This is a genomic window from Kribbella lupini, assembly GCF_039529595.1.
Classification (GTDB): domain Bacteria; phylum Actinomycetota; class Actinomycetes; order Propionibacteriales; family Kribbellaceae; genus Kribbella; species Kribbella lupini.
Genome location: NZ_BAAANC010000003.1, coordinates 282,736 through 303,412, shown reverse-complemented (window position 1 = coordinate 303,412; position 20,677 = coordinate 282,736). Strand labels below are relative to the sequence as shown.

Annotated in this window: 20 protein-coding genes; 13 read left to right on the top strand and 7 right to left on the bottom strand. The window is 69.7% G+C overall.

Going from position 1 to position 20,677, the window contains the following annotated elements; translation table 11 throughout:
- Positions 1-5 precede the first annotated feature (5 nt).
- A complete protein-coding gene (locus ABD235_RS27610) occupies positions 6-698 on the bottom strand; it encodes an SH3 domain-containing protein (protein ID WP_344179364.1) in 693 nt (230 codons plus the stop codon).
- A 96-nt stretch (positions 699-794) separates the two neighbouring features.
- Here ABD235_RS27610 and ABD235_RS27605 point away from each other — a divergent pair, with 96 nt between their 5' ends.
- Positions 795-1,478 (top strand): NBR1-Ig-like domain-containing protein, encoded by a 684-nt coding sequence (locus ABD235_RS27605; protein WP_344179362.1) that lies wholly within the window; start codon positions 795-797, stop codon positions 1,476-1,478.
- Positions 1,479-1,580: 102 nt separating this feature from the next.
- Positions 1,581-3,440 (top strand): alpha/beta fold hydrolase, encoded by a 1,860-nt coding sequence (locus ABD235_RS27600; RefSeq protein ID WP_344179359.1) that lies wholly within the window; start codon positions 1,581-1,583, stop codon positions 3,438-3,440.
- A 50-nt stretch (positions 3,441-3,490) separates the two neighbouring features.
- Here ABD235_RS27600 and ABD235_RS27595 read toward each other — a convergent pair whose 3' ends face one another.
- Complete coding sequence (locus tag ABD235_RS27595; protein WP_344179357.1) at positions 3,491-3,988, bottom strand: GbsR/MarR family transcriptional regulator; 498 nt, start codon at positions 3,986-3,988, stop codon at positions 3,491-3,493.
- Between the two features lie 97 nt (positions 3,989-4,085).
- Between ABD235_RS27595 and ABD235_RS27590 the strand changes: the two genes are divergently transcribed.
- The 5 genes from ABD235_RS27590 (at position 4,086) to cobM (ending at position 9,033) form a co-directional block, all read left to right on the top strand.
- The gene (locus ABD235_RS27590) at positions 4,086-5,000 is read left to right on the top strand and encodes an ABC transporter ATP-binding protein (RefSeq protein ID WP_344179355.1); all 915 of its coding nucleotides are present in this window, start codon (positions 4,086-4,088) and stop codon (positions 4,998-5,000) included.
- Complete coding sequence (locus tag ABD235_RS27585; protein WP_344179353.1) at positions 4,997-6,589, top strand: ABC transporter permease; 1,593 nt, start codon at positions 4,997-4,999, stop codon at positions 6,587-6,589. The genes ABD235_RS27590 and ABD235_RS27585 overlap by 4 nt, the downstream gene beginning before the upstream one ends.
- A gap of 119 nt (positions 6,590-6,708) precedes the next feature.
- Positions 6,709-7,110: a pyridoxamine 5'-phosphate oxidase family protein gene (locus ABD235_RS27580; protein ID WP_344179351.1), complete on the top strand. Its 402-nt coding sequence runs from the start codon at positions 6,709-6,711 to the stop codon at positions 7,108-7,110.
- Positions 7,103-8,296, top strand: a complete 1,194-nt coding sequence (cbiE, locus tag ABD235_RS27575) for a precorrin-6y C5,15-methyltransferase (decarboxylating) subunit CbiE (protein ID WP_344179349.1) — start codon at positions 7,103-7,105, stop codon at positions 8,294-8,296. The genes ABD235_RS27580 and cbiE overlap by 8 nt, the downstream gene beginning before the upstream one ends.
- Entirely contained in the window at positions 8,293-9,033 is a 741-nt protein-coding gene (gene cobM, locus ABD235_RS27570; protein WP_344179347.1) for a precorrin-4 C(11)-methyltransferase, read from the top strand. Before cbiE ends, cobM begins: the two co-directional genes overlap by 4 nt.
- Here cobM and ABD235_RS27565 read toward each other — a convergent pair.
- Positions 9,030-9,695 (bottom strand): type 1 periplasmic-binding domain-containing protein, encoded by a 666-nt coding sequence (locus tag ABD235_RS27565; protein ID WP_344179345.1) that lies wholly within the window; start codon positions 9,693-9,695, stop codon positions 9,030-9,032. The genes cobM and ABD235_RS27565 overlap by 4 nt on opposite strands.
- Positions 9,696-9,834: 139 nt before the next feature.
- On the opposite strand from ABD235_RS27565, the gene ABD235_RS27560 reads away from it, so the two are divergent.
- The 6 genes from ABD235_RS27560 (at position 9,835) to ABD235_RS27535 (ending at position 17,396) form a co-directional block, all read left to right on the top strand.
- Entirely contained in the window at positions 9,835-11,058 is a 1,224-nt protein-coding gene (locus ABD235_RS27560; protein ID WP_344179342.1) for a HupE/UreJ family protein, read from the top strand.
- A 111-nt stretch (positions 11,059-11,169) separates the two neighbouring features.
- Positions 11,170-12,714 carry a purple acid phosphatase family protein gene (locus ABD235_RS27555; RefSeq protein WP_344179340.1) on the top strand — a complete coding sequence of 515 codons (1,545 nt, stop codon included), beginning with the start codon at positions 11,170-11,172 and terminating at the stop codon, positions 12,712-12,714.
- A gap of 70 nt (positions 12,715-12,784) precedes the next feature.
- Positions 12,785-13,717 (top strand): COG1361 family protein, encoded by a 933-nt coding sequence (locus ABD235_RS27550; protein WP_344179338.1) that lies wholly within the window; start codon positions 12,785-12,787, stop codon positions 13,715-13,717.
- Between the two features lie 8 nt (positions 13,718-13,725).
- Positions 13,726-14,586, top strand: a complete 861-nt coding sequence (locus ABD235_RS27545; protein ID WP_344179336.1) for a precorrin-6A/cobalt-precorrin-6A reductase — start codon at positions 13,726-13,728, stop codon at positions 14,584-14,586.
- Positions 14,587-14,599: 13 nt separating this feature from the next.
- Positions 14,600-15,259, top strand: coding sequence for a ribulose-phosphate 3-epimerase (gene rpe / locus ABD235_RS27540; protein ID WP_344179334.1), 660 nt, complete (start codon positions 14,600-14,602; stop codon positions 15,257-15,259).
- A gap of 1,345 nt (positions 15,260-16,604) precedes the next feature.
- The gene (locus tag ABD235_RS27535; RefSeq protein WP_425553187.1) at positions 16,605-17,396 is read left to right on the top strand and encodes an HAD-IIA family hydrolase; all 792 of its coding nucleotides are present in this window, start codon (positions 16,605-16,607) and stop codon (positions 17,394-17,396) included.
- Here ABD235_RS27535 and ABD235_RS27530 read toward each other — a convergent pair.
- The 4 genes from ABD235_RS27530 to ABD235_RS27515 form a co-directional block, all read right to left on the bottom strand.
- Positions 17,380-18,126 carry a polysaccharide deacetylase family protein gene (locus tag ABD235_RS27530; RefSeq protein ID WP_344179331.1) on the bottom strand — a complete coding sequence of 249 codons (747 nt, stop codon included), beginning with the start codon at positions 18,124-18,126 and terminating at the stop codon, positions 17,380-17,382. The genes ABD235_RS27535 and ABD235_RS27530 overlap by 17 nt on opposite strands.
- 185 nt (positions 18,127-18,311) lie before the next feature.
- Positions 18,312-19,055, bottom strand: coding sequence for an amino acid ABC transporter ATP-binding protein (locus tag ABD235_RS27525; RefSeq protein WP_344179329.1), 744 nt, complete (start codon positions 19,053-19,055; stop codon positions 18,312-18,314).
- On the bottom strand, positions 19,039-19,782 hold the full coding sequence (locus tag ABD235_RS27520) for an amino acid ABC transporter permease (protein ID WP_344179327.1): 744 nt from the start codon (positions 19,780-19,782) through the stop codon (positions 19,039-19,041). Before ABD235_RS27520 ends, ABD235_RS27525 begins: the two co-directional genes overlap by 17 nt.
- Positions 19,782-20,654, bottom strand: a complete 873-nt coding sequence (locus tag ABD235_RS27515) for an ABC transporter substrate-binding protein (protein ID WP_344179325.1) — start codon at positions 20,652-20,654, stop codon at positions 19,782-19,784. The genes ABD235_RS27520 and ABD235_RS27515 overlap by 1 nt, the downstream gene beginning before the upstream one ends.
- Between the last annotated feature and the right edge of the window lie 23 nt (positions 20,655-20,677).

The window sequence follows — 20,677 nt, the reverse complement described above, 5'->3', positions numbered from 1 at the left end:
GTGGATCAGAAGTTCGGCCAGGCCCAGCCGAGGTAGCTGCTGAAGTAGGGCAGCTTGGCCAGGCCGATCTTGCCGCCGACGCTGGTGGCCCAGAAGTAGCCGTCCCCGCGAGCGACCCCGACGTGCCCGTACGGCGCCGCGAGGTCCCAGAACACCAGGGCACCCTTCGGCGGGTTCAGGTCGCCGCGGTGAGCGACGCCGCGGGCGACGGCGTCGTTCCAGTCGGCCTTGGCGGAGGCCCAGATGCCGGTCTTGCCGTAGGAGTTCTCGGCCGCCATCTCGCAGTAGCCCTGGAACGCCGTGGAGCCGTTGCGTGCGGCGTACCAGGCGATCGACTTGTCGGCGCGCGGGTTGGTCGTGCACAGCGGGGCGACGAGCCCCGTGCTGCCGGTGTTGACGTAGGCGTCGGAGATGAACCCCTTGCCGGGGATGTGGTCCCAGATCAGGCTGCGGCCGTACTTTCCCGTGACCGGTTCGCCGTACAGCTGGCAGTCGATCTGGACCGTGCCGTTGGGCTGGGTGCCGACCGCGCCGAAGCTGGTCGCGTTGCCGGACCGGATGGTGACACCGGCCCCGCTGTCGGTGACGACGGTGCCGGTCGCGGCGTGCGCGGGAGCGGTGGTGGTCAGCAGTGCGGCACCGCCGAGCAGGGCGGTCACGGTGAGCCGGGCGGTGATGCGCAGGAGGGCGGTACGCATGGTTGCTCCTTTTCGTTGCAGAGTGGCGCGCTGGTACTGATTCACAGAGAATCAGAGCGTTACGGTGTTGTCGCAGGGGGCAACGATCGGAGACCGGTGAGGCCAGCTCAGGCACGGACGGTGATCGGCAGCCGGATGCGCGAGCTGCGGGAGGCAGCCGGCGTCCCGCTGACGCGTGCCGCGGGCCTGTCCGGCTGGGACAAGGGACACCTGTCCCGGGTCGAGCGCGGCCACACCAAACCCAGCCGCGAACTGATCGAATGGTACGACGAACAGTTCGGCGCCGACCGCTCCCTGGTGAACCAGTTGGTCGAGCTCGACGCCGCCGTCCGGGCCGGCAAGGACGTGTCGCAGCGGGACCAGCGCCGCCACGTTCTCCCCGTCATCCTGGGCGGATCCGTCCCGGTCGACCACCATCCCGAGGACCGCGCCGAGCTGGTCGGCGAGAGCGTGCCGGACGGGACCCGGGTGGTCCGGGACCAGAAGTTCGAGAAGACCTGGGAGATCCGCAACAGCGGCGAACGCCCGTGGCGGGACCGCTGGCTGACCCGGCAGGGCGCCGCCGCGACGCCGGGCTGGATGCGTTCACCTCGCTCGGCGCGGCTGCCGGACGCCGTACCGGGGCAGATCGTGACGGTCCGGATGTTGCTTCAGGCGCCGTCCCAGGCCGGCGCCTCCACGGCGTACTTCAAGATCACCGACGAGGCCGGCCGGCTCTACTACCCAGGCCTGGAATCGCCTCCGATCTACTGCACGATCCACACCGTCTACGAGTTGTAGACGCGGGTTTGCCCTTGAGCCTCGCCCCACACCTGGTAACTGTCCGGTCAGGCGGTTTAGGTTGCCCTATTCCTGTCCGCCTGGAACAACGGGAGCCCGAGCGTGTTCACACCCCGGAAGATCGCGGTGGCACTGGCCACGGCGCTGGTCCTTCCGCTGCTGACGGCCACCACGGCCACAGCCGCGCCGAAGCCGACCGACCCGCCGACGCCGTCCATCCCGCAGAAGTACCTCGACCAGCCGATCCAGTGGTCGGTCTGCTCGTTCGACGCACAGATCAAGGCGCTCTACCCGCAGGCACCGACCACCAACTGCGCCAAGGTGAAGGTGCCGATGGACTGGGCCCACCCGGACGCGCACCCTGACGTCCAGGTCGCCATCGCGTACAGCAAGGCGACCGGTACGTCGAAGGGCCTGATGGCCTCCAACCCCGGCGGCCCGGGCGGCGCCGGCCTCACCCTGAGCGCCGCGCTGGCCACCGACAAGCCGCAGCTGTTCAGCGACTTCGACCTGGTCGGCTTCGACCCGCGCGGGTTCGGCCAGAGCACGCCGCTGCAGTGCATCACCACCGCCGAGGAGCTGAACGCCCTTCCGGTCACGCCGGACTACAAGGAGCGCACCAAGCTCACCCACACCGTCGAGATGGCCGAGGCGAAGCTGCAGGCCGACGCCTGCGCGGCGACCGAGTTCGGCCAGTTCGTCAGCAGCCAGCAGACCGTGTACGACATGGAGTTCATCCGGGCGCTGCTCAAGTCCCGCCAGCTGAACTTCATCGGCTACAGCTACGGGACCTGGCTCGGCGGCTGGTACGCCGACACCTACCCGAACAAGGTCGGCCGGTTCGTGCTCGACTCGAACATGGACTGGACCCACACCCAGTGGGACAACGTGAACTTCGACCCGTTCTCCGGCCAGCGCCGCCGCGACACGCAGCTGTTCCCGTGGATCGCCCGGCACGCCGACCAGATCTCCGGGCTCGGCAAGACACCGGCGCAGGTGCTCGCGAAGTACAACGGGATCCGCGCCTCGCTCGTCACGCTGGTCAAGGCCGGTGAGAGCGACGTCCGCGGCGACGGCCTGGACGGCAACATCTACAGCGCGATCTACGGCAACGTCCGGTTCATCCGGGCCACCATGGACATCCTGGTCCACGACGAGTTCGTGAAGGACCCGGACGCCGGCACGGTCACCGTGCAGCACGTCGACCGCGCGTGGGCCCGGCTCGCGCCGGAGCTGCAGGCGTTCGACACGCTCGCCGCGATCAGGGCCCGGTACGGCGTGAGCGCCGCGGCGCTGACCTCGGCCGGAGTGGCGGCCGCGCAGGCCGACTCGGTCAAGTCGGTGCTCGCCGACGCCCGGGAGACCGCCGCGAAGGCGACGTCGGGCGACCAGCCGGTCAACCTCGGGGCGATCGGGACCACCGTGCGCTGCAACGACACCGCGTGGAACACGGACCCGAAGTTCTACCTCAAGGAAGCCGACCGGATGGCCAAGAAGTACAGCTTCTTCGGCTACATGAACGGCGTCCCGATGTGCGCGTACTGGAAGTACGCCCCGCAGGACCGCAAGCTGGACCTGAAGGGGTCGCCGCGGATGCTGATCGTCCAGGGCGAGCTCGACCCGGCGACGGCGTACGAGGGTTCGCTGCGCACGCACAACGACACCAAGCAGGTCACCCGCTTCGTCGCGATCGACGACGAGGGGCAGCACGGCCAGTACATCGGCTCGGCGTCGGCCTGTGCCGAGGCGATCGGTGACCGGTTCGTGTTCGGTGGCGAGCTGCCGGGCAAGGACCAGGTCTGCGGCACCAGTCCGCTGCCGGCCGAGCTGTCGGTCTACCCGGTCGACGGCCCGGTCGACGGCAACGCGGTCCCGCTGCCGAAGTCGAAGGCCGGCTCGGTCAAGGTGAGCCCGCTGCTGCAGCAGACGCTCGACCTGGTGGCGGCCAGCACGCTGCGCTAGTCACCGCGTCGTACGAGGCCCCCGGTGGATTCCGCCGGGGGCCTTCGTCATCAGTGGGACGCGTCGTAGTTCGCGTCCATCTCCGCCTTGTACTTCACCCAGCGCTCGCTCAGACCCTCGACCTCTTCCTGGATGAACGCCAGGAAGCCGAGCGTCGAGCTGACCCGCCGGTGCGAGTCGCTGCCGGGCTCGAGCACGTTGATCAGCTGGCCGAGAACGTCCTCCCAGCGCGGCAGGAACCGGTCCTGCCGCATCATCGACTCGTACCAGAAGTTGTCCTGCACCACGTACACGTCGCGCCGGCTGCCCGGCTCGCGCTCGCGGGTGGCCAGACTCATCTGCAGCAGGTACCGGACCGCGCCGGAGACCGCCGCCGGACTCGCCTGCAGCTGCTCGCACAACTCGGCGGACGTCATCCGTCCGTTCTCGCTGGCCAGGATGGCGGCGAAGGCCCGGGCCGACATCCGCGGCCAGCCGGTGTCGGCCAGCAGGTTGCCGAAGCCCTCGGCGTACCGCTGGACCGCCTCGTCGTCTCGTTGTGCGCTCACCGCCCCATCATCTCCTCCCGGTGACCCGAATCCCTGACGTGTGAGAGACGCGTTAGAAAGATTCACAAAATACTGAATGAAGTGTAGCTTCTGAAACATGACCTCAGCCATCATGGTCTCCGGACTGCACAAGTCGTACGGCGCGACCCACGCCCTCGACGGTCTCGACCTCGACGTCGCGACCGGTGAGGTGCACGGTTTCCTCGGCCCCAACGGAGCGGGGAAGTCCACCACCATCCGGGTTCTTCTCGGCCTGCTCCGCGGCGACTCCGGCGACGTCTCGCTGCTCGGCGGCGACCCGTGGCACGACGCCGCGGCCCTGCACCGCCGGCTCGCCTACGTCCCGGGCGACGTGAACCTGTGGCCGAACCTGACCGGCGGCGAGGTGATCGACCTGCTCGGCCGGCTGCGCGGAGGACTGGACCCGAAGAAGCGCGACGACCTGCTGCGGCGCTTCGACCTCGACCCGACCAAGAAGGGCCGGACCTACTCCAAGGGCAACCGGCAGAAGGTCGCGCTGGTTGCGGCGCTCGCCTCCGACGTCGAGCTGCTGATCCTCGACGAGCCGACCTCCGGCCTGGACCCGCTGATGGAGGAGGTGTTCCGTCAGTGCATCGAGGAGGAACGCCACCGCGACCGGACCGTGCTGCTGTCCAGCCACATCCTGTCCGAGGTCGAGGCGCTCTGCGACCGGATCAGCATCATCCGCAAGGGCAAGGTGGTCGAGACCGGCACGCTGGCCGACCTCCGGCACCTCACCCGGACGTCGATCCAGGCCGAGCTGGCCGCCTCGCCGAACGGGATCGCTTCGTTGCCGGGGGTCCACAGTCTCGATGTCGAGGGCAAGCGGGTGCGCTGCGAGGTGGACACCGCCCAGCTCGACGGCCTGATGAAGCAGCTCGCCGCGAGCGGGATCAAGAGCCTGGTCGCGCAGCCGCCGACGCTGGAGGAGCTGTTCCTGCGGCACTACGAGGACGACTCCGCCGCGGCCGAGATGGCGGACGCGCGATGAACGACTTCGTCGGTACGTCGACGCTGGTGCGGCTCGCGTTACGCCGTGACCGGGTACTGATCCCCTTGTGGGTCGTGGTGTTCGTGCTGATGGCGGCCGGCTCGGCGCAGGCGTCGATCGATCTCTACCCGGACTTGACGTCGCGGATCGAGGCGGCGACGACCACGAACTCCTCGCCTGCTCTGGTGTCCTTGTACGGCCGGATCTTCGACCCCTCGTCGCTCGGGGAGCTGTCACTGTTCAAGCTGACCGCCTTCGGTGCGTTGCTGGTCGCGCTGCTGGCGGCGATGCTCGTCGTCCGTCACACCCGCGCCGAGGAGGAGTCCGGCCGGCTCGAGCTGCTCAGCGCCGGCGTACTCGGCCGGTACGCCGCCCTGACGGCGGGACTGGTCGTCTCGGGCCTGACCGTCGTACTGATCGGCCTGCTGACCGCGGTCAGTTTGATCGGCGTCGGGCTGCCGGCGTCCGGTTCGTTCGCGTTCGGGCTGGTCTGGACGTCGGCCGGCCTCGCCTTCGCCGGCGTCGGCGGGCTGACCGCCCAGCTGACCGAAGGTGCCCGGGCCGCGAACGGCCTGACCGCGATCGTGCTCGGTGTCTCCTACGTGCTGCGTGCCGTCGGCGACTCGTCGGACGGTACGAGCTGGGTGTCGTGGCTGTCGCCGATCGGCTGGTCCCAGCAGATCCGTGCGTACGCCGGCGACCGGTTCGTGGTGGCCCTCGCGCCGTTGGCGCTGCTCGTCGTCCTGGTCGCGGCGGCGTACGCGTTGCTGCGGCGCCGCGACATCGGCGCCGGGCTGGTCCGCCCTCGACCGGGTCCGGCGACGGCCGCGGCCTCGCTGCGGTCTCCGCTCGCCCTGGCCTGGCGGCTGCACCGCGGTTCCTTGTACGGCTGGGGTTTCGCCTTCCTGCTGCTCGGTCTGGTGGTCGGCAACATCGCCAGCAACGTGGACGGCTTCGCCGGGTCCGAAAGCGCCAAGGAGCTGATCCAGAAGCTCGGCGGCGTCGAAGGCATCACGGACGCGTTCCTGTCCACCGAGATGGGCATGCTCGGGCTGCTCGCCTCCGCCTTCGGCATCCAGGCCGCGCTCCGGCTGCGTTCCGAGGAGACTGCTCTCCGCGCCGAGCCGCTGCTCGCCACCGCCGTCACCCGCAGCCGCTGGCTGTCCAGCCACGTCCTGGTGGCCCTGCTCGGCACCACCTTCCTGGTCGTCGTCGGCGGTCTCGGCGCCGGCATCTCCAGCGGGGCGGAACTCGGCAATACAGGCCGGCAGATCCCGCGTCTCCTGGCCGCCGCGGCCGTCCAGCTGCCGGCCATCTGGCTGGTCACCGCTCTCGTCGTCCTGCTCTTCGGAGTGGCTCCCAAACTGGTCGCCGCCGGCTGGTTCCTCTTCGGCGCCTTCCTGCTGATCGGTCAGTTCGGCGCGATCTTCGACCTGCCGCAGTCGGTGATGAACCTCAGCCCGTACGGGCACACACCGCGCCTGCCCGGCGGCGACTTCTCGGCCACCCCGGTCCTCTGGCTGACCGCGATCGCCGCCGCGCTGACCGTCGCCGGCTACGCCACCTTCCGCCGCCGCGACATCGGCTGACGGACGTCCACCACTGATCAACCTCACCTGAGGGCCTCGCTGAGCGGCAGTTCGAGCGGGCCCGCGGCGAGTCACCGCCCGTTGATCAGTGGTGGACGTCGCCTGTCTACGATCAGGGGGTGCCGGAGCCGTTGAGGGATCAGTCGTCTGCGTTTGCCGAGTTCTGGACCGAGCGGCACCTGTGCGTGCTGAGCACGGTGCGGAAGGACGGCACGGTCCACTCGGTGCCGGTCGGGGTGACGGTCGACTTCGCGGCGGGAGTCGCGCGGGTGATCTGCAGCGGTACGTCGTACAAGGCGCGCGTGATCCGGGCTGCCGGGGCCGAGGGGGCGGCGGTGTCCGTGGCTCAGGTCGACGGGCGGCACTGGTCGACGCTGGAGGGCCGGGCGGTGGTGCGCGACGACGCGGCCTCGGTGGCCGACGCTGAGCAGCGGTACGCCGCGCGGTACAAGCAGCCGCGGGTGAATCCGCAGCGGGTGGTGCTGGAGATCGCCGTGACCAAGGTGCTGGGGAATGTCTGAGCTGACGGTCGTCGGCGTCGGCGCGGACGGCTGGGACGGACTGTCGCCGGCCGCGCGCCAGGCGGTGGAGGCGGCCGAGGTGCTGATGGGGAGCGCTCGGCAGCTGGCCCTGGTGCCGGACGTGGCCGAGAAGATCGCCTGGCCGTCGCCGTTGTCGGAGTCGCTGCCGGGGTTGCTGGAGACCTACCAAGAGCAGCGGATCTGCGTGCTCGCCAGCGGTGACCCCACCTTCCACGGCATCGGTACGACGCTCACCCGCCTCCTCGGCCCCGAAGCGGTGCGGGTGATCCCGCACCCGTCCAGCGTTTCGCTCGCCTGCGCGCGGCTCGGCTGGCCGCAGGACCAGGTCGAGGTGATCAGTCTGGTCGGGCACCCGCTCGAGCTGGTCCACCCGCACGTCCAGCCGGGCCGGCGCCTCGTCGTACTGAGCTGGGGATCGCACACGCCCGCCGAGGTCGCGCAGTTGCTGACCGAGCGCGGGTACGGCGGCTCGGCGTTCACCGTGCTGGAGCAGCTCGGCTCACCCGCCGAGACCGTGCGGACCACCGCGGCACGCGATTGGGACCACCCGGTCGACGCCCTCAACGTCATCGGCATCGAGTGCCGACCCGATCCCGAGGCCAAGCTGCTGTCGACCAGTCCGGGCCTGCCCGACGACGCGTACGAGAGCGACGGCCAGCTGACCAAGCGCGAGGTCCGAGCGGTCACCCTGTCCCGGCTGGCTCCCGTACCGGGCCAGCTGCTCTGGGACGTCGGGGGCGGCGCGGGCAGCATCGCGATCGAGTGGACCCGCCACCACCCGAGCTGCCGCGCGGTGGCGATCGAGCGCGACCCGGATCGCGCCAAGCGCCTCGATCGCAACGCCGCCGGCCTCGGAGTGGTCGTCAGAACCACAGTCGGCGCGGCGCCGGAAGCGCTCAAGGACCTGGAGAGCCCCGACGCGATCTTCATCGGGGGCGGTGGCACCAAGCCCGGCGTGGTCGAGACCTGCTGGGAAGCACTCAACCCGGGCGGCCGCCTGGTGATGAACGGCGTCACCCTGGAGACCGAGACCCTGATCGCCCACTGGTACGCCGAGCTGGGCGGCGACCTCGTCCGCCTGTCCGTGCAGCGCGCCTCGCCGGTCGGCGGCATGACCGGCTGGCGTCCCGCGATGCCCGTGACGATCTGGAGCGTGACCAAGTGACCGTCCACTTCATCGGCGCCGGTCCCGGCGCGGCCGACCTGATCACCGTCCGCGGCCGCGACCTGATCGCGAGCTCACCGGTCTGCCTGTACGCCGGCGCGCTGGTCCCGGTCGAGCTGCTCGACCACTGCCCGGACGGCGCCCGCAAGGTCGACACGGCCAACCTCGACCTCGACCAGATCCTCGCCGAGCTGTCCACCGCGCACGAGCAGGGCCACGACGTCGCCCGACTGCACTCCGGCGACCCGTCGGTCTTCTCCGCGGTGGCCGAGCAGATGCGCCGGCTCGACGCGCTCGGCATCCCGTACGACGTGACGCCCGGCGTCCCGGCGTACGCCGCCGCGGCCGCGACCCTCGGCCGCGAGCTCACGGTCCCGGAGGTCGGCCAGACCGTGATCCTGACCCGGATCAGTGGTCGGGCGAGCGCGATGCCGCCGGGGGAGAACCTGGCCACGCTCGGCCAGAGCCGCGCCACGATGGTGCTGCACCTGGCCGTTCAGCAGATCGAGCGGCTGGTCGAGGAACTCGTCCCGAACTACGGCCAGGACTGCCCGGTCGCCGTCGTCGCCCGCGCGAGCCGGCCCGACGAGCTGATCCTGCGCGGCACGCTGGCCGACATCGCCGACCAGGTGCAGCAGGCCGGCGTACGGCGTACTGCCGTCGTCGTCGTCGGCGAAACCCTTGCCGCGGACAACTTCCGCGACAGCCACCTGTACTCGACGACGCGGGACCGTTAGTTGATCCAGACAACGATGCCGGTCAGCCCGTGTAGAACGCTGGCCACGCCGGCGCGGATCGCGGAGCCGGCCCGCTCGGGAGTGAACGTCGCCGGATCGTAGTTCGACGACATCCCGAGTCCCTCGCCGCGGAACGACGCGCCGGTCCAGTCGGCGGCTGTCACGTTGTGGGTCGGTTCGGCCACCTCGGCGCCGACCACCAGGAACTGCTGGTCGAGGTGGTTCGCCGTGAACAGCGCGAGCGGGTCGATCAAGCTGTTGCCGGCCACCACGATCAGGTCGGCTTTCAGGGCCAGGGCCCGGTCCATCGCGTCGATGTGCTTGGCCGGATCGTTGTCGCGAACCGTCTTCAGGCTGACCTTCTCGGCCTGGGCCCACGCGTCGACGGCATCGGTCAGCGTCTTCGTCTGCGGGTCGTCGCCGGCGGTCAGCAGGACGACCCGGTAGCCCTCCGGCGGGTGCACGCCGTCCCACGAACCGGGCTTCGGCGAGATCGTTGCCTCCGGCGTCGGTGTCGCCTGCGGGTCGACGAAGCCGTTGCCCAGGGCCCCGATCGGGGTAGGTGCCACCCGCGGCGCGGCCCAGTCGTCGTCGTTCGCGCCGCACCCGGTCAGGACGACGGCGAGCGCGAGCACGACCGTCGCGGCAAGTCGCGAACGCAAGAGAGCCTCCGGGCAGAACGGCCAACGAAACAACGCCCTTTCTACACCGGTCCTCGGTGATATCGGGCCTCGGACGGGAGATGTTCGCCGGTCGTTCACCTTTCCAGTGCACGGTGCGGACGACCCGAAAGAAGGCCCGATGCCCACCCGCAACCGTCCGTACGCCGTCGCTCGCGCAGCGTTCACCGTCCTCCTGCTCGCCGTCCTCGGACTGGCACTCGGTGCCCCGTTCGCCGCGGCGCACGGCTTCAGCTCCGTCGTGTACGTCGACGTCACCGCGCCCGAGCGCGGGCACGTCCGGGCCGAGCTCGGCCTCGAGTACGACCTGCTGGTGGTCTCCGCCGCCGACGCCGAGAACGACGACGCGCTGTTCCGCGCCGGGACCGCCGCGTTCGACGCGCAGGACCCGGTCGCCCAGGCCGCCGCGCTGACCGCGCACGCGAAGTCCGTGAATGCCTACGTGGGCCAGCGATTCACGGTCGCGGCCGACGGCCGGGCGTGCACGCCGACGCAGGACGGTGGCTACACGATGACCGAGCGCGACGGTACGCCGTACGCGCTGCTCGTCCTCGACTACGCGTGTCCGGAGCCGGCCGACGAGCACGAGCTCCGCAGCGAGTTGTTCCCGGACAGTGAGACGTACGTCAAGGACACCAAGACGATCCTCACCTACGACCTCGACCTGAAGTCCGGCAGCGCCGCGCTCGACAAGGAGCACCGGTCGTTCTCGACCCACCAGTCGACGGGCGAGCGGTTCTGGGAGTTCTTCCGGCTCGGCGCCGAGCACCTGCTGACCGGGATCGACCACATCCTGTTTCTGCTCGCGCTGATCGCCGGATCCCGCCGGCTGCGCGAGGTCGTGCTCGCGGCGACCTCGTTCACGCTGGCGCACTCGGTCACGTTCGTGCTCGCCGCGCTCGGCATCGTGCACGTGCCGGCGTCGTTCGTCGAGCCGGTGATCGCGCTGTCGATCGCGGTGGTCGCGGGCTGGCACCTTTGGCGCCTCAGGCAACGAGGTCTGCACGCGGGCGAGCTGGAGACGATTCGTAACCGCCATCTCAGCCTCGACCGCGCGGGTTGGGTCCGGCTCGGGGTGGTGTTCTGCTTCGGGCTCGTGCACGGTCTCGGGTTCGCCAGCGCGCTGGGCATCGACGCGGCGTGGTCGTGGCAGTTGCTGTGGTCGTTGCTGGTGTTCAACCTCGGCCTGGAGTCCGTGCAGCTGACGATCATCGCGCTGGTCTTCCCGATCCTCGCGTTGCTGCGCCGCCGTACGCCGATCACGGCACTGTGGGTGACCGGTGTGCTCTCGGGCGGAGTCGCCGTGACCGGGCTGGTCTGGTTCGTCCAGCGGGTCGCATTTTGATTAACCTTAAATATTTTGATGTTAAGGAAACAGTTGTTCACCATCGGTCCACCCGGCGAGAGGAAGTTGGCGAAGCAACTACTTCTCGGACCTGAAACGGACGGAACATCGATGAAGTTCAACCAGTGGAAGCAGGTCCGCCCCCGCGGAGCTGCTGGACGCCGCCTGGCCCTGGCCGCGGTGGCGATGGTGGGGGTTTCCACAGTGTTCGCCGGCGGTCTCGCGACCGCCACGGCGGCCAAGAAGCCGGTCGACGGCGAGCCTGTCGTCGTCTCCCGCATCGTGCTCGGTGTCGGCGCCAAGGAGAACCAGCGGGTGCTGAGCTGGTACGCCTCGACCAACGCGGGCACGCTCGTGCAGGTCGTGCCGGCCAGCCAGCTGAAGAAGGGCGAGTTCCCGAAGAACGCGACCTCCTTCCCGGCGACCGTGTCGCCGAACACCGTCAACGGCGGCTACAACGCGCACTCGACGATCGACGGACTCAAGCAGCGGGAGAAGTACGCGTACCGGGTCGGCAACGCCGGGCACTGGTCGCCGACGTACACCTTCCAGACGCAGGACTTCAAGGGCGACTTCAGCTTCCTGTTCTTCGGCGACCCGCAGATCGGCTCGTCCGGCGACACGGCCAAGGACGGCGCCGGCTGGGCCGACACCCTGAAGGTCGCGACCGCCGCCAACCCGAAGGCCGAGCTCCTGGTCTCCGGCGGCGACCAGGTCGAGTCCGCGAACGTCGAGACGCAGTGGGACGCGTTCCTGGGCTCCGACGTCCTGCGCAAGTACCCGTGGGCCGCGACGATCGGCAACCACGACGTCGGCGGCAAGGCGTACGAGCAGCACTTCTGGACGCCGAACACCGACCGCTCGACGCCGTACTACAACGGCGACGCCGCGACCCGCTCTGGCGGTGATTACTGGTACATCTACAAGGGCGTGCTGTTCATCGACCTGAACAGCAACGCCGTGGCCAACGCCTCGGACGCCGCGCACATCGGCTACGTGACCAGCGTGGTCAACAAGTACGGCTCCAAGGCCAAGTACACCGTGCTGGTCTACCACCACGCGATCTACTCGCCGGCGTCGCACGCCAACGACGCCGACAACCAGGTGCGTCGTCAGGACTTCCCGACCGCGTTCTCCAACCTGGGCGTCGACCTGGTGCTGTCGGGTCACGACCACAGCTACTCGCGCAGCTACCAGATCAAGAACGGCAAGAAGGCCAACAAGGCCGAGCAGCCGGGCGCGACCCAGGTCACCCAGGGCCCGGGCGGCGTCGTCTACGTGACGGCGAACTCCGCCTCCGGCTCGAAGTACTACGACCTGACCAAGCCCGACGTCACCAAGGACCCGAACTACGGTCCGGACCCGCTGAACCCGAACAGCCACTGGGCCAACTCGGTCGAGAACCAGGAGCACGTCCGGACCTACATCCGGGTGCAGGTCAAGGACGACAAGCTGGTCGTCGAGAACCTGCGCAGCGGCACCTGCGCGGCGCCGAACGCGGCCGTCGAGCTGGGCCAGGAGTCCTGGTGCGGCCCGAACAGCGGCGCGTCGCCGGCCCAGCCGGTCGGCTCGATCGTCGACAAGGTTGCCATCAGCACCTACAAGGGCGGCAAGGGCAACAACAAGGTTGCCGCCGACAGCAACTGGCTCCGCTGAGCACTTGAGTCACCGGGTGGGGCGGGCGGGGGCCCGCTCCACCTTTCCTACTGCTGCAAGGACTTCGTCAATGCGATCCGCTCGTCTCCTGGCCGCCGTCGTGGTGGCCTTCGCCGGCCTGTACGCCGTACCGGCCTTCGCCGCCGACGCTCCGTGGAGCGTGCAGCCGGCCGACAACGCCTTCGGTCCGGACCGGCAGAACTACACCTACACGGTCGCGCCGGGGGAGAAGGTGGACGACGGGTTGTCGGTCGTCAATCGGGGGTCTGCGGCGCTGGAGCTGGCTGTGTACGCGGCGGACGGGTTCACGAGTGAGTCGGGGCAGCTGGATCTGCGTCGTCGCGGGTTCGCGTCGACAGGTGTTGGTGCTTGGGTGCGGCCGGCTGTTGATCATGTGGTCATCCAGCCGGGTAAGGCTGCTTCGGTGCCGTTCACGTTGGCTGTGCCGGCTGATGCGGCGCCTGGTGATCACATCGGGGGGATCGTGACGTCGATCAAGTCGTCCTCGTCCTCGTCGCCGGAAGAGCGGATGGGGGTGCGGATCCAGTTGCGCGTCGGTGGTGAGCTGAAGCCGCAGCTGACGGTGAGCGACGTCAAGGTCCATCCGCCGTTGGTCGGTGGGGATGCGACGGTCACCTACACCGTGCACAACACCGGCAACGCGACGGTGTCCGCACGACAGAAGGCTTCGCTCGCCGGGCCGTTCGGTCAGCTGCGCGCCACGTCGGCCGACGTCGCCGACTCACCGGCGCTGCTACCGGGCGACCAGTGGAAGGCCACGGTCCCGGTGCCTGGTGTCGCCGCGATGGTCCCGCTCAGCGCCGACGTCACCGTCGTACCGCTGCTCACTGACGCTGCGGGGTCCACCTCGCAGCTCGCCCCGGTCGACGCCGGCGCGCACGCCCGGATCCTGCCGCTGGTGGTCGTCCTCGCTTTGCTTCTCTTGATCGTCGCCGCCCTGATCGTCCGCCGTCGTACGGTGCAGCGGGTCCCTGCGGGATAGTTGGCCCCGTGAAGGTCCTCCTCCTCGGCGGCACCGGCGAAGCCCGCCGCCTCGCTGATTTGTTGGTGGCCGACGGCATCGAGGTCGTGTCGTCGCTGGCAGGCCGTACGACGAACGCGCTGCTTCCGGCCGGCGCGGTCCGTCAAGGCGGCTTTGGGGGAGTCGAGGGCTTGATCGCGTGGCTCCGCGCCGAGCTTGTCGACGTCTTGATCGACGCAACCCATCCCTTCGCCGCCACCATGACCCAAAACGCCGCCGAAGCAGCCGACCGCACCGGGACGCCCCTCCTCGTGCTCCGCCGTCCGGGCTGGTCCGAGCCAGCACGCGACGCCGCCGCGCCTGGCGGCCTCGGCCTTGGCGCCAAGCATGCGCCCGGCGACGGCCCTGCCGACCAAGCGCGCGGCGTTGCTCCCGACCGGGCGTGCGGAGATGAAGTTGCCGGCCCCGGCCCCGGCCCCGGCCCTTGGCACTGGGTCGACTCGGCGGCTGATGCTGCTCGGCTTCTCCCACAAGTCGGCACGCGCGTCTTCCTGACCATCGGCAGACAGGGCGTCCCCGCCTTCGCGCACACCGGTCTGTGGACGCTAGCCCGCTGCGTCGACCCGCCTGAGACCCCGCCCGACTGGTGCACCCTCCTCCTCGCCCGCGGCCCGTTCGCCCTCGAGTCCGAGCTGGACCTCCTCCGCGAGCACCAGATCGACGTACTGGTCACCAAGGACAGCGGCGGCGACCTCACCTCGGCCAAGCTCACCGCCGCGAGGCAACTCGGCGTACCGGTGATCGTCATCCGGCGTCCGCCACTGCCGCTCGGCGTACAGGCTGTGGAGTCCGTCGACCAGGTCGTCGAGTGGCTGCGGGCCCGTCGGTAGAATCCGAACCCTTATGGGTATCCAGATCGCACCGAGCATCCTGTCCGCGGACTTCGCCAAGCTGGCCGACGAGGCCGCGGCGGTCTCGAACGCCGACTGGCTGCACGTCGACGTGATGGACAACCACTTCGTCCCGAACCTCACCCTCGGCATGCCGATCGTCGAGTCGCTGGCCAAGGCGGCCGCGCAGCCGCTCGACTGCCACCTGATGATCGAGGACCCCGACCGCTGGGCGCCCGGGTACGTCGAGGCCGGCGCGAGCAGCGTCACCTTCCACGCCGAGGCCTGCCGCGCCCCCATCCGCACCGCCCGCGAGATCCGCGCCAAGGGCGCCCGCGCGTCGATGGCCCTCAAGCCCGCGACCCCCATCGAGCCGTACGAGGACCTGCTCCCCGAGCTCGACATGATCCTCATCATGACCGTCGAACCAGGCTTCGGCGGCCAGAAGTTCCTCGACGTCTGCCTCCCCAAGATCCGCCGCACCCGAGCCCTCCTCGACAAACACGGCCTCGACCTCTGGATCCAGATCGACGGCGGCATCTCCACCGAAACCATCGAACGCTGCGCCGAAGCCGGCGCCGACGTCTTCGTAGCCGGCTCCGCCGTCTACAACGCCGACAACCCCAACAAGATGGTCGAAGACCTCCGCACCCTGGCCCAAAACGCCGGCTGATCACCACACCAACCCGCCGGACCAGGCCGACGGGTGACCCGCCGAGCCAAGCCGACAGCCGACGCGCCGGGCCAACCCGGCGGGCGACCCGCCGGACCAAGCCGATGGCCGACCGGCCGGACCAAGCCGACAGCCGACGCGCCGAGCCAGGCGGACGGGCGACCGGCCGGGCGACGCGTTCGCCGCTCACCAACTCCCGCCCCACCCGCGAGCCAACGGCCCGAGCCGCCCCCACCACCCCGTTTCGCACAGGTAGCAGCCACGCTCCTCTTCCAACGCTTTCCGGCCGGAGCGGCCTCAGCCATCCACGACCTCCTCGGCCGCATGCGCGCCGACGGTCAGCGGCACCGGTCGTGCGGCAATGGCCAAGGGATCTGCAACGCGAGCGTCACGGCCGACCGCCACCACTGACTAACTCGGTCAAGCACGCCAGCGCCGGTTGGCGTTGAGCGTGGGCGGGGCTGGGTGTGAGTGCTTGATCAGTGGTGGGCGTCGGCGCTGTCGGCGCCGGGCGGGGTATCGGCGCCTACCCGCGCCGAGCGGCGGAGCCTGCCTGCGCCGCGGGCGGTGTCTGCCTGCGCCGCGGGCGGTGTCTACCTGTGCCGAGGGCGGTGTCTACCTGTGCCGGGGACGGTGCCTACCCGCGCCGGGCTGGCCGTTGAAGCCTGTTCGTGTATGAACGGGTGGCGCGGAGGTGAGGGTGCGGCCGACGGCCACCACCCACTAACCCGGTGAGGCATGCCTCGGCTGGGCGGGGCCGAGCGTTGCCGCTGGCTGATGGGGGTGCTTGGTGGGTGGTGGGCGTCGGGGCCTGCCTGCGTTCACTCGCAGGCGGGGGTGTCGCCGGCTGCCGCGCCGGAGCGGTCGACGCTGGAGCCACCGGATCCGATGCAGTCGGTGCAGGGGCGGTCGAGCGGGGCGTGTGAGGTGGACGCCGCCCTGCCTACGGTTGCAGGCGACGGGTGAGGGTTGTCGGTGCCCGCCTGCGGTTTCGGTCGCGGGGCGGGGCTCTCGGCGCCTGCCTGTGGTTCCGGCTGGGGAGTGGGGCTGGGCCTGCCTGCGGGTCGGGGTGGGGGCGGGGGTCGGGGCCTGCCTGCGGGTCCGGCTGCCGGGCGGGAACTGTTGGCGCCAGGCTGTGGTTTCGGTTGGCGGATCTCCACCACTCACCAAGCCGGGTGAAATCGACCTCGTTGGGCGTCATCGAGCGTCAGAGCGTGTCGGCTGGGGTGCTTGGTGAGTGGTGGAGGTCCGCTGCGGGTTGTGGCGGCGCGTCCGGGGCGGCTGTGGGGGTGGGAAGAGGGCGGTCTGCGAAGATCGGGGGAGATCCGACGGCGAGGAGATCGTGGTGAGTGAGCACAAGCCGGTGGAGAGCTGGCTGACGGACATGGACGGCGTGCTGGTGCACGAGGAGCGGGCGATTCCGGGGGCTTCGGAGTTCATCGCCACGTTGCAGACGTCGGGGCGGAAGTTCCTGGTGCTGACGAACAACTCGATCTACACCCCGCGGGACCTTCGCGCCCGGTTGCTGGCCGGGGGGATCGACGTGCCGGAGCAGGCGATCTGGACCAGTGCGCTGGCGACGGCTCAGTTCCTGGACGATCAGCGGGCCGGCGGTACGGCGTACGTGATCGGGGAGGCGGGGCTTACCACCGCGTTGCACGAGGTCGGGTACGTGCTGACTGACCGCAGCCCGGACTACGTCGTCCTGGGGGAGACGCGGACGTACTCCTTTGAGGCGATCACCAAGGCGATTCGCCTGATCGCCGATGGGGCCCGCTTCCTTGCGACCAACCCGGACCCGACCGGGCCGTCCGCCGAAGGGCCGCTGCCCGCGACCGGGTCGGTGGCCGCGTTGATCACCCGTGCGACCGGCGTCGCGCCTTACTTCGTGGGCAAGCCGAATCCGCTGATGATGCGCTCGGCCCTCAACCGGATCGAGGCGCACTCCGAGACCTCGGTGATGATCGGTGATCGGATGGACACCGACATCATCAGCGGGCTCGAGGCCGGGCTGCGCAGCATTCTCGTGCTGACCGGTTCGACCGGGGAGCACGAGGTCGACCGATTCCCCTACCGGCCCACCCGCATCGTCGAGTCGATTGCCGACGTCGTACCCCTGGTCACTGCGCTGGCGTAGAGCACGCCGCCGTGCGGAAGCCGAAGCCGCTGTCCTTCAGCATTTTCAGGACTCCAGGTAGCGCGGCGATCGTCTGGGCGCGGTTGCCGCCGCCGTCGTGGAACAGGATCACCGAGCCGTCGCGAGCGTTCGCGGCGACCCGCTGCTCGATCGCCGCTGGGCCTGGGCGGGTCCAGTCGCGGGAGTCGACGTCCCACAGGACCAGGCGTTTGCCGAGTGCGGCCGCTCTCCGGTCGAGGAGTGGCGTGCGGGTGCCGTACGGCGGTCGCAGGCAGCCCGGCGGTTTGCCGCCGGCGGCGCGGATCTGGGCGTCCGTGTCTTTCACCTGACGCTGGAACGCGGTCCACGACAGCTTGGTGAGGTCGGCGTGCGACCAGGTGTGGTTCTGCACGCTGTGCCCGCGTTGAGTCAGGGTCCGGGTGAGTGTGGGATGGCGTTTCGCTTCGGCGCCGATCACGAAGAACGTCGCCTTGGCGTCGTACCGGTCGAGGATGTCGAGGATCTGTGGGGTGTACCGCGGATCGGGCCCGTCGTCGAAGGTGAGGACGACGTACTTCGAGGGAGTGGGAGCCGGTGCTGCTGGCGGCGGTGCGGCCGCGGCCTGGCCGGCCCGCACCTGCGACTTGCCGATGGCGACGGTGCCGAGCCCCACGACCACTGCGACGACGAGGAGCGCGAGCAGTACGGCGGCCGACAGGCGGCGGCGGTCGGGTGGATGGCGCAGGACCATGTGTCCCCCAGGGCGGTTGGCGGCCTCACTGGGTCCACCATCGGCCGGATTCGCGGAAACGGCGGCACCCACGCCGCTTCCGCGTCAACTACCCGGATAGCGGACGGCGGGAAGGCGCACGGGCGGGTGGCGAACGAGCGAACGTCCCAAGAGGGTCCCGCCGTAGCCCGCCGTTCGGCGAACCCTCAGAGCACCTGGGACAAGAACTGCCGCAACCTCGGTGACTCCGCCGCGCTGAACAGCTTCTCCGGCGCTCCGGCCTCCACCACCACGCCGCGGTCCATGAACGCGACCTGATCGGCCACCTGCCGGGCGAAGCCCATCTCGTGCGTGACGACCACCATCGTCATGCCCGCACCCGCGAGGTCGGCCATCAAACCGAGCACGCCCTTGACCAGCTCCGGGTCCAGTGCGGACGTCGCCTCGTCGAACAGCATCACCTCGGGCTTCATCGCCAGCGCCCGCGCGATCGCGACCCGTTGCTGCTGGCCACCGGAAAGGTTGCCCGGTCGCGCGGACGCCTTCTCCTTGAGCCCGACCAGCTCCAGCTGGACCAGCGCCGCCTCAGCGGCACCCTCCTTGGTCAGACCCTTGATCTTGCGCAGCGGCAGCGTGATGTTCTCCAGCACGGTCTTGTGCGGGAACAGATTGAAGTGCTGGAACACCATCCCGATCCGCCGTCGCAGCTCGTCCGGGTTGCTCTTCAGCACCGACGAACCACCGAGCTTGATGTCCCCGGCGGCCGGCTCGAGCAACCGGTTGGTCGCCCGCAGCAACGTCGACTTGCCGGACCCGGACGGCCCGATCACGCACGCGGTCGATCCGGCCGGTACGGCGAGGTCGACGCCGCGCAGCACCTTGTTGTTGCCGAAGGCAAGCTCGATGCCGGTCAGCTCCAGGCTGGCCGCGGACTCAACGATGGTCGGCATGGACGAGCTCCTCGACATCGGTGGGACGGCCCTCACGCAGCCTCTTGTCGAACCAGTTCACCAGGTGCGTCAGCGGCACGGTGATGACCAGGTAGAAGATGCCGGCCAGCAGCAGCGGCGACAGGTTCCCGTTGGTCGCCGCGGCGTCCTGGCCGATCCGGAACAGCTCCCGCTGGCTGGCGAGCAGCCCGAGGAAGTAGACCAGGCTGGACTCCTTGATCAGCGCGATGAACTGGTTGACCAGCGCCGGCAGCACCCGGCGTACGCCCTGAGGAATGACGACCAGCCGCATCCCGGTGCTGTAGCCGAAGCCGAGCGCGCGGGCCGCTTCGAGCTGGCCCTTCTCCACGCTCTGGATGCCGGAGCGGAAGATCTCGCCGATGTAGGCGGCGGCGATCAGCGACAGCGCGAGGATGCCGAGCGGGTACGGGTTCGGTCCCCACCAGTGCCGGGTGATCGGCGACAGGCCCTGGTCGATCAGCAGGATGGTGAGGATGGCGGGCAGGCCGCGGAAGATGTCGGTGTAGATCTTCGCCGGCCAGCGGAACCACCAGTGCCGCGACAGCGCCATCACCGCCACGACCATGCCGAGCACAGTGCCCAGCACGACCGAGGCGGCGGCGAAGATCAGCGTGTTGACCAGCCCGACCCGGAGCATCTCGGGCAGGACCGCCTTCATCGACTCCCAGTCGAGAAAGGTGTCGTTGAGGGTGGACCAGACGTCCATCAGCCGGCTGCGGGGGTGGCGCCGGCCTTCGGGGCGGTGAACTTGACCGAACCGCTACCCGGCTTGAAGGACTCCGGTACGGCGCGACCGGGGTAGTACTGCTCGACCAGCTTCGTCCAGGTGCCGTCGGCAATCACCTCGTCGAGCGCCTTGTTGACGGCTTCCCGCAGCTTGTCGTTGCTCTTGGCCACCGCGTACGCCGTGGGCGCGGAGCTGAGCTCCTTCGCGGCCAGGACCACCACGCCGCCGCCCTGCTCCTTGGCCATCTTCTCGCCGATCTCGGCGGGCGAGATCCAGGCGTCCGCCGTACCGGCCTTGAGCTGGCCGACCGCGGCGTTGTAGTTCGGCACCCGGACCGGGTTCAGCTGCTTCTCGGTGGCGTAGTCGTCCTGGACGGTGCCCTGGACCACGACCACGCGCTTGCCGGTGAGCTGGTCGAACTTCGTGATGCCGGAGGTCTTGGTGGTGTTCAGCCCCAGGTAGCCGAAGTCGTAGCCGTTGCTGAACGCAACGGTCTTCTTGCGCGCCTCGGTGATCGTGATGGACGAGCTGCCGAGGTCGAACTGACCGCCGTTGACCTGCGAGAGCAGGGCGGAGAAGTCGGTACCGACGAACTCCGGCTTCAGGTTCAGCTTCGCCGCGACCGCGGTGATCAGGTCGTTGTCGAAGCCGGTGAACTTGCCGTCCTTGACGTACACGTTCGGTGGCGCGTCGGTGAGCGTGCCGATCCGCAGCGTACCCGGCTGCAGCAGACCCAGATCGGGGCCTGAGGCATCGGTCTTGTCGTCACCGCCGCAGGCGGCCAGCGCGACGGCCAGGGTGACGGCCGTACCGAGGGCGGCGAAGCGGCGGAAGGCGCTGATGGCGCGCACAGGTGTCTCCTTCGGTGACAGAT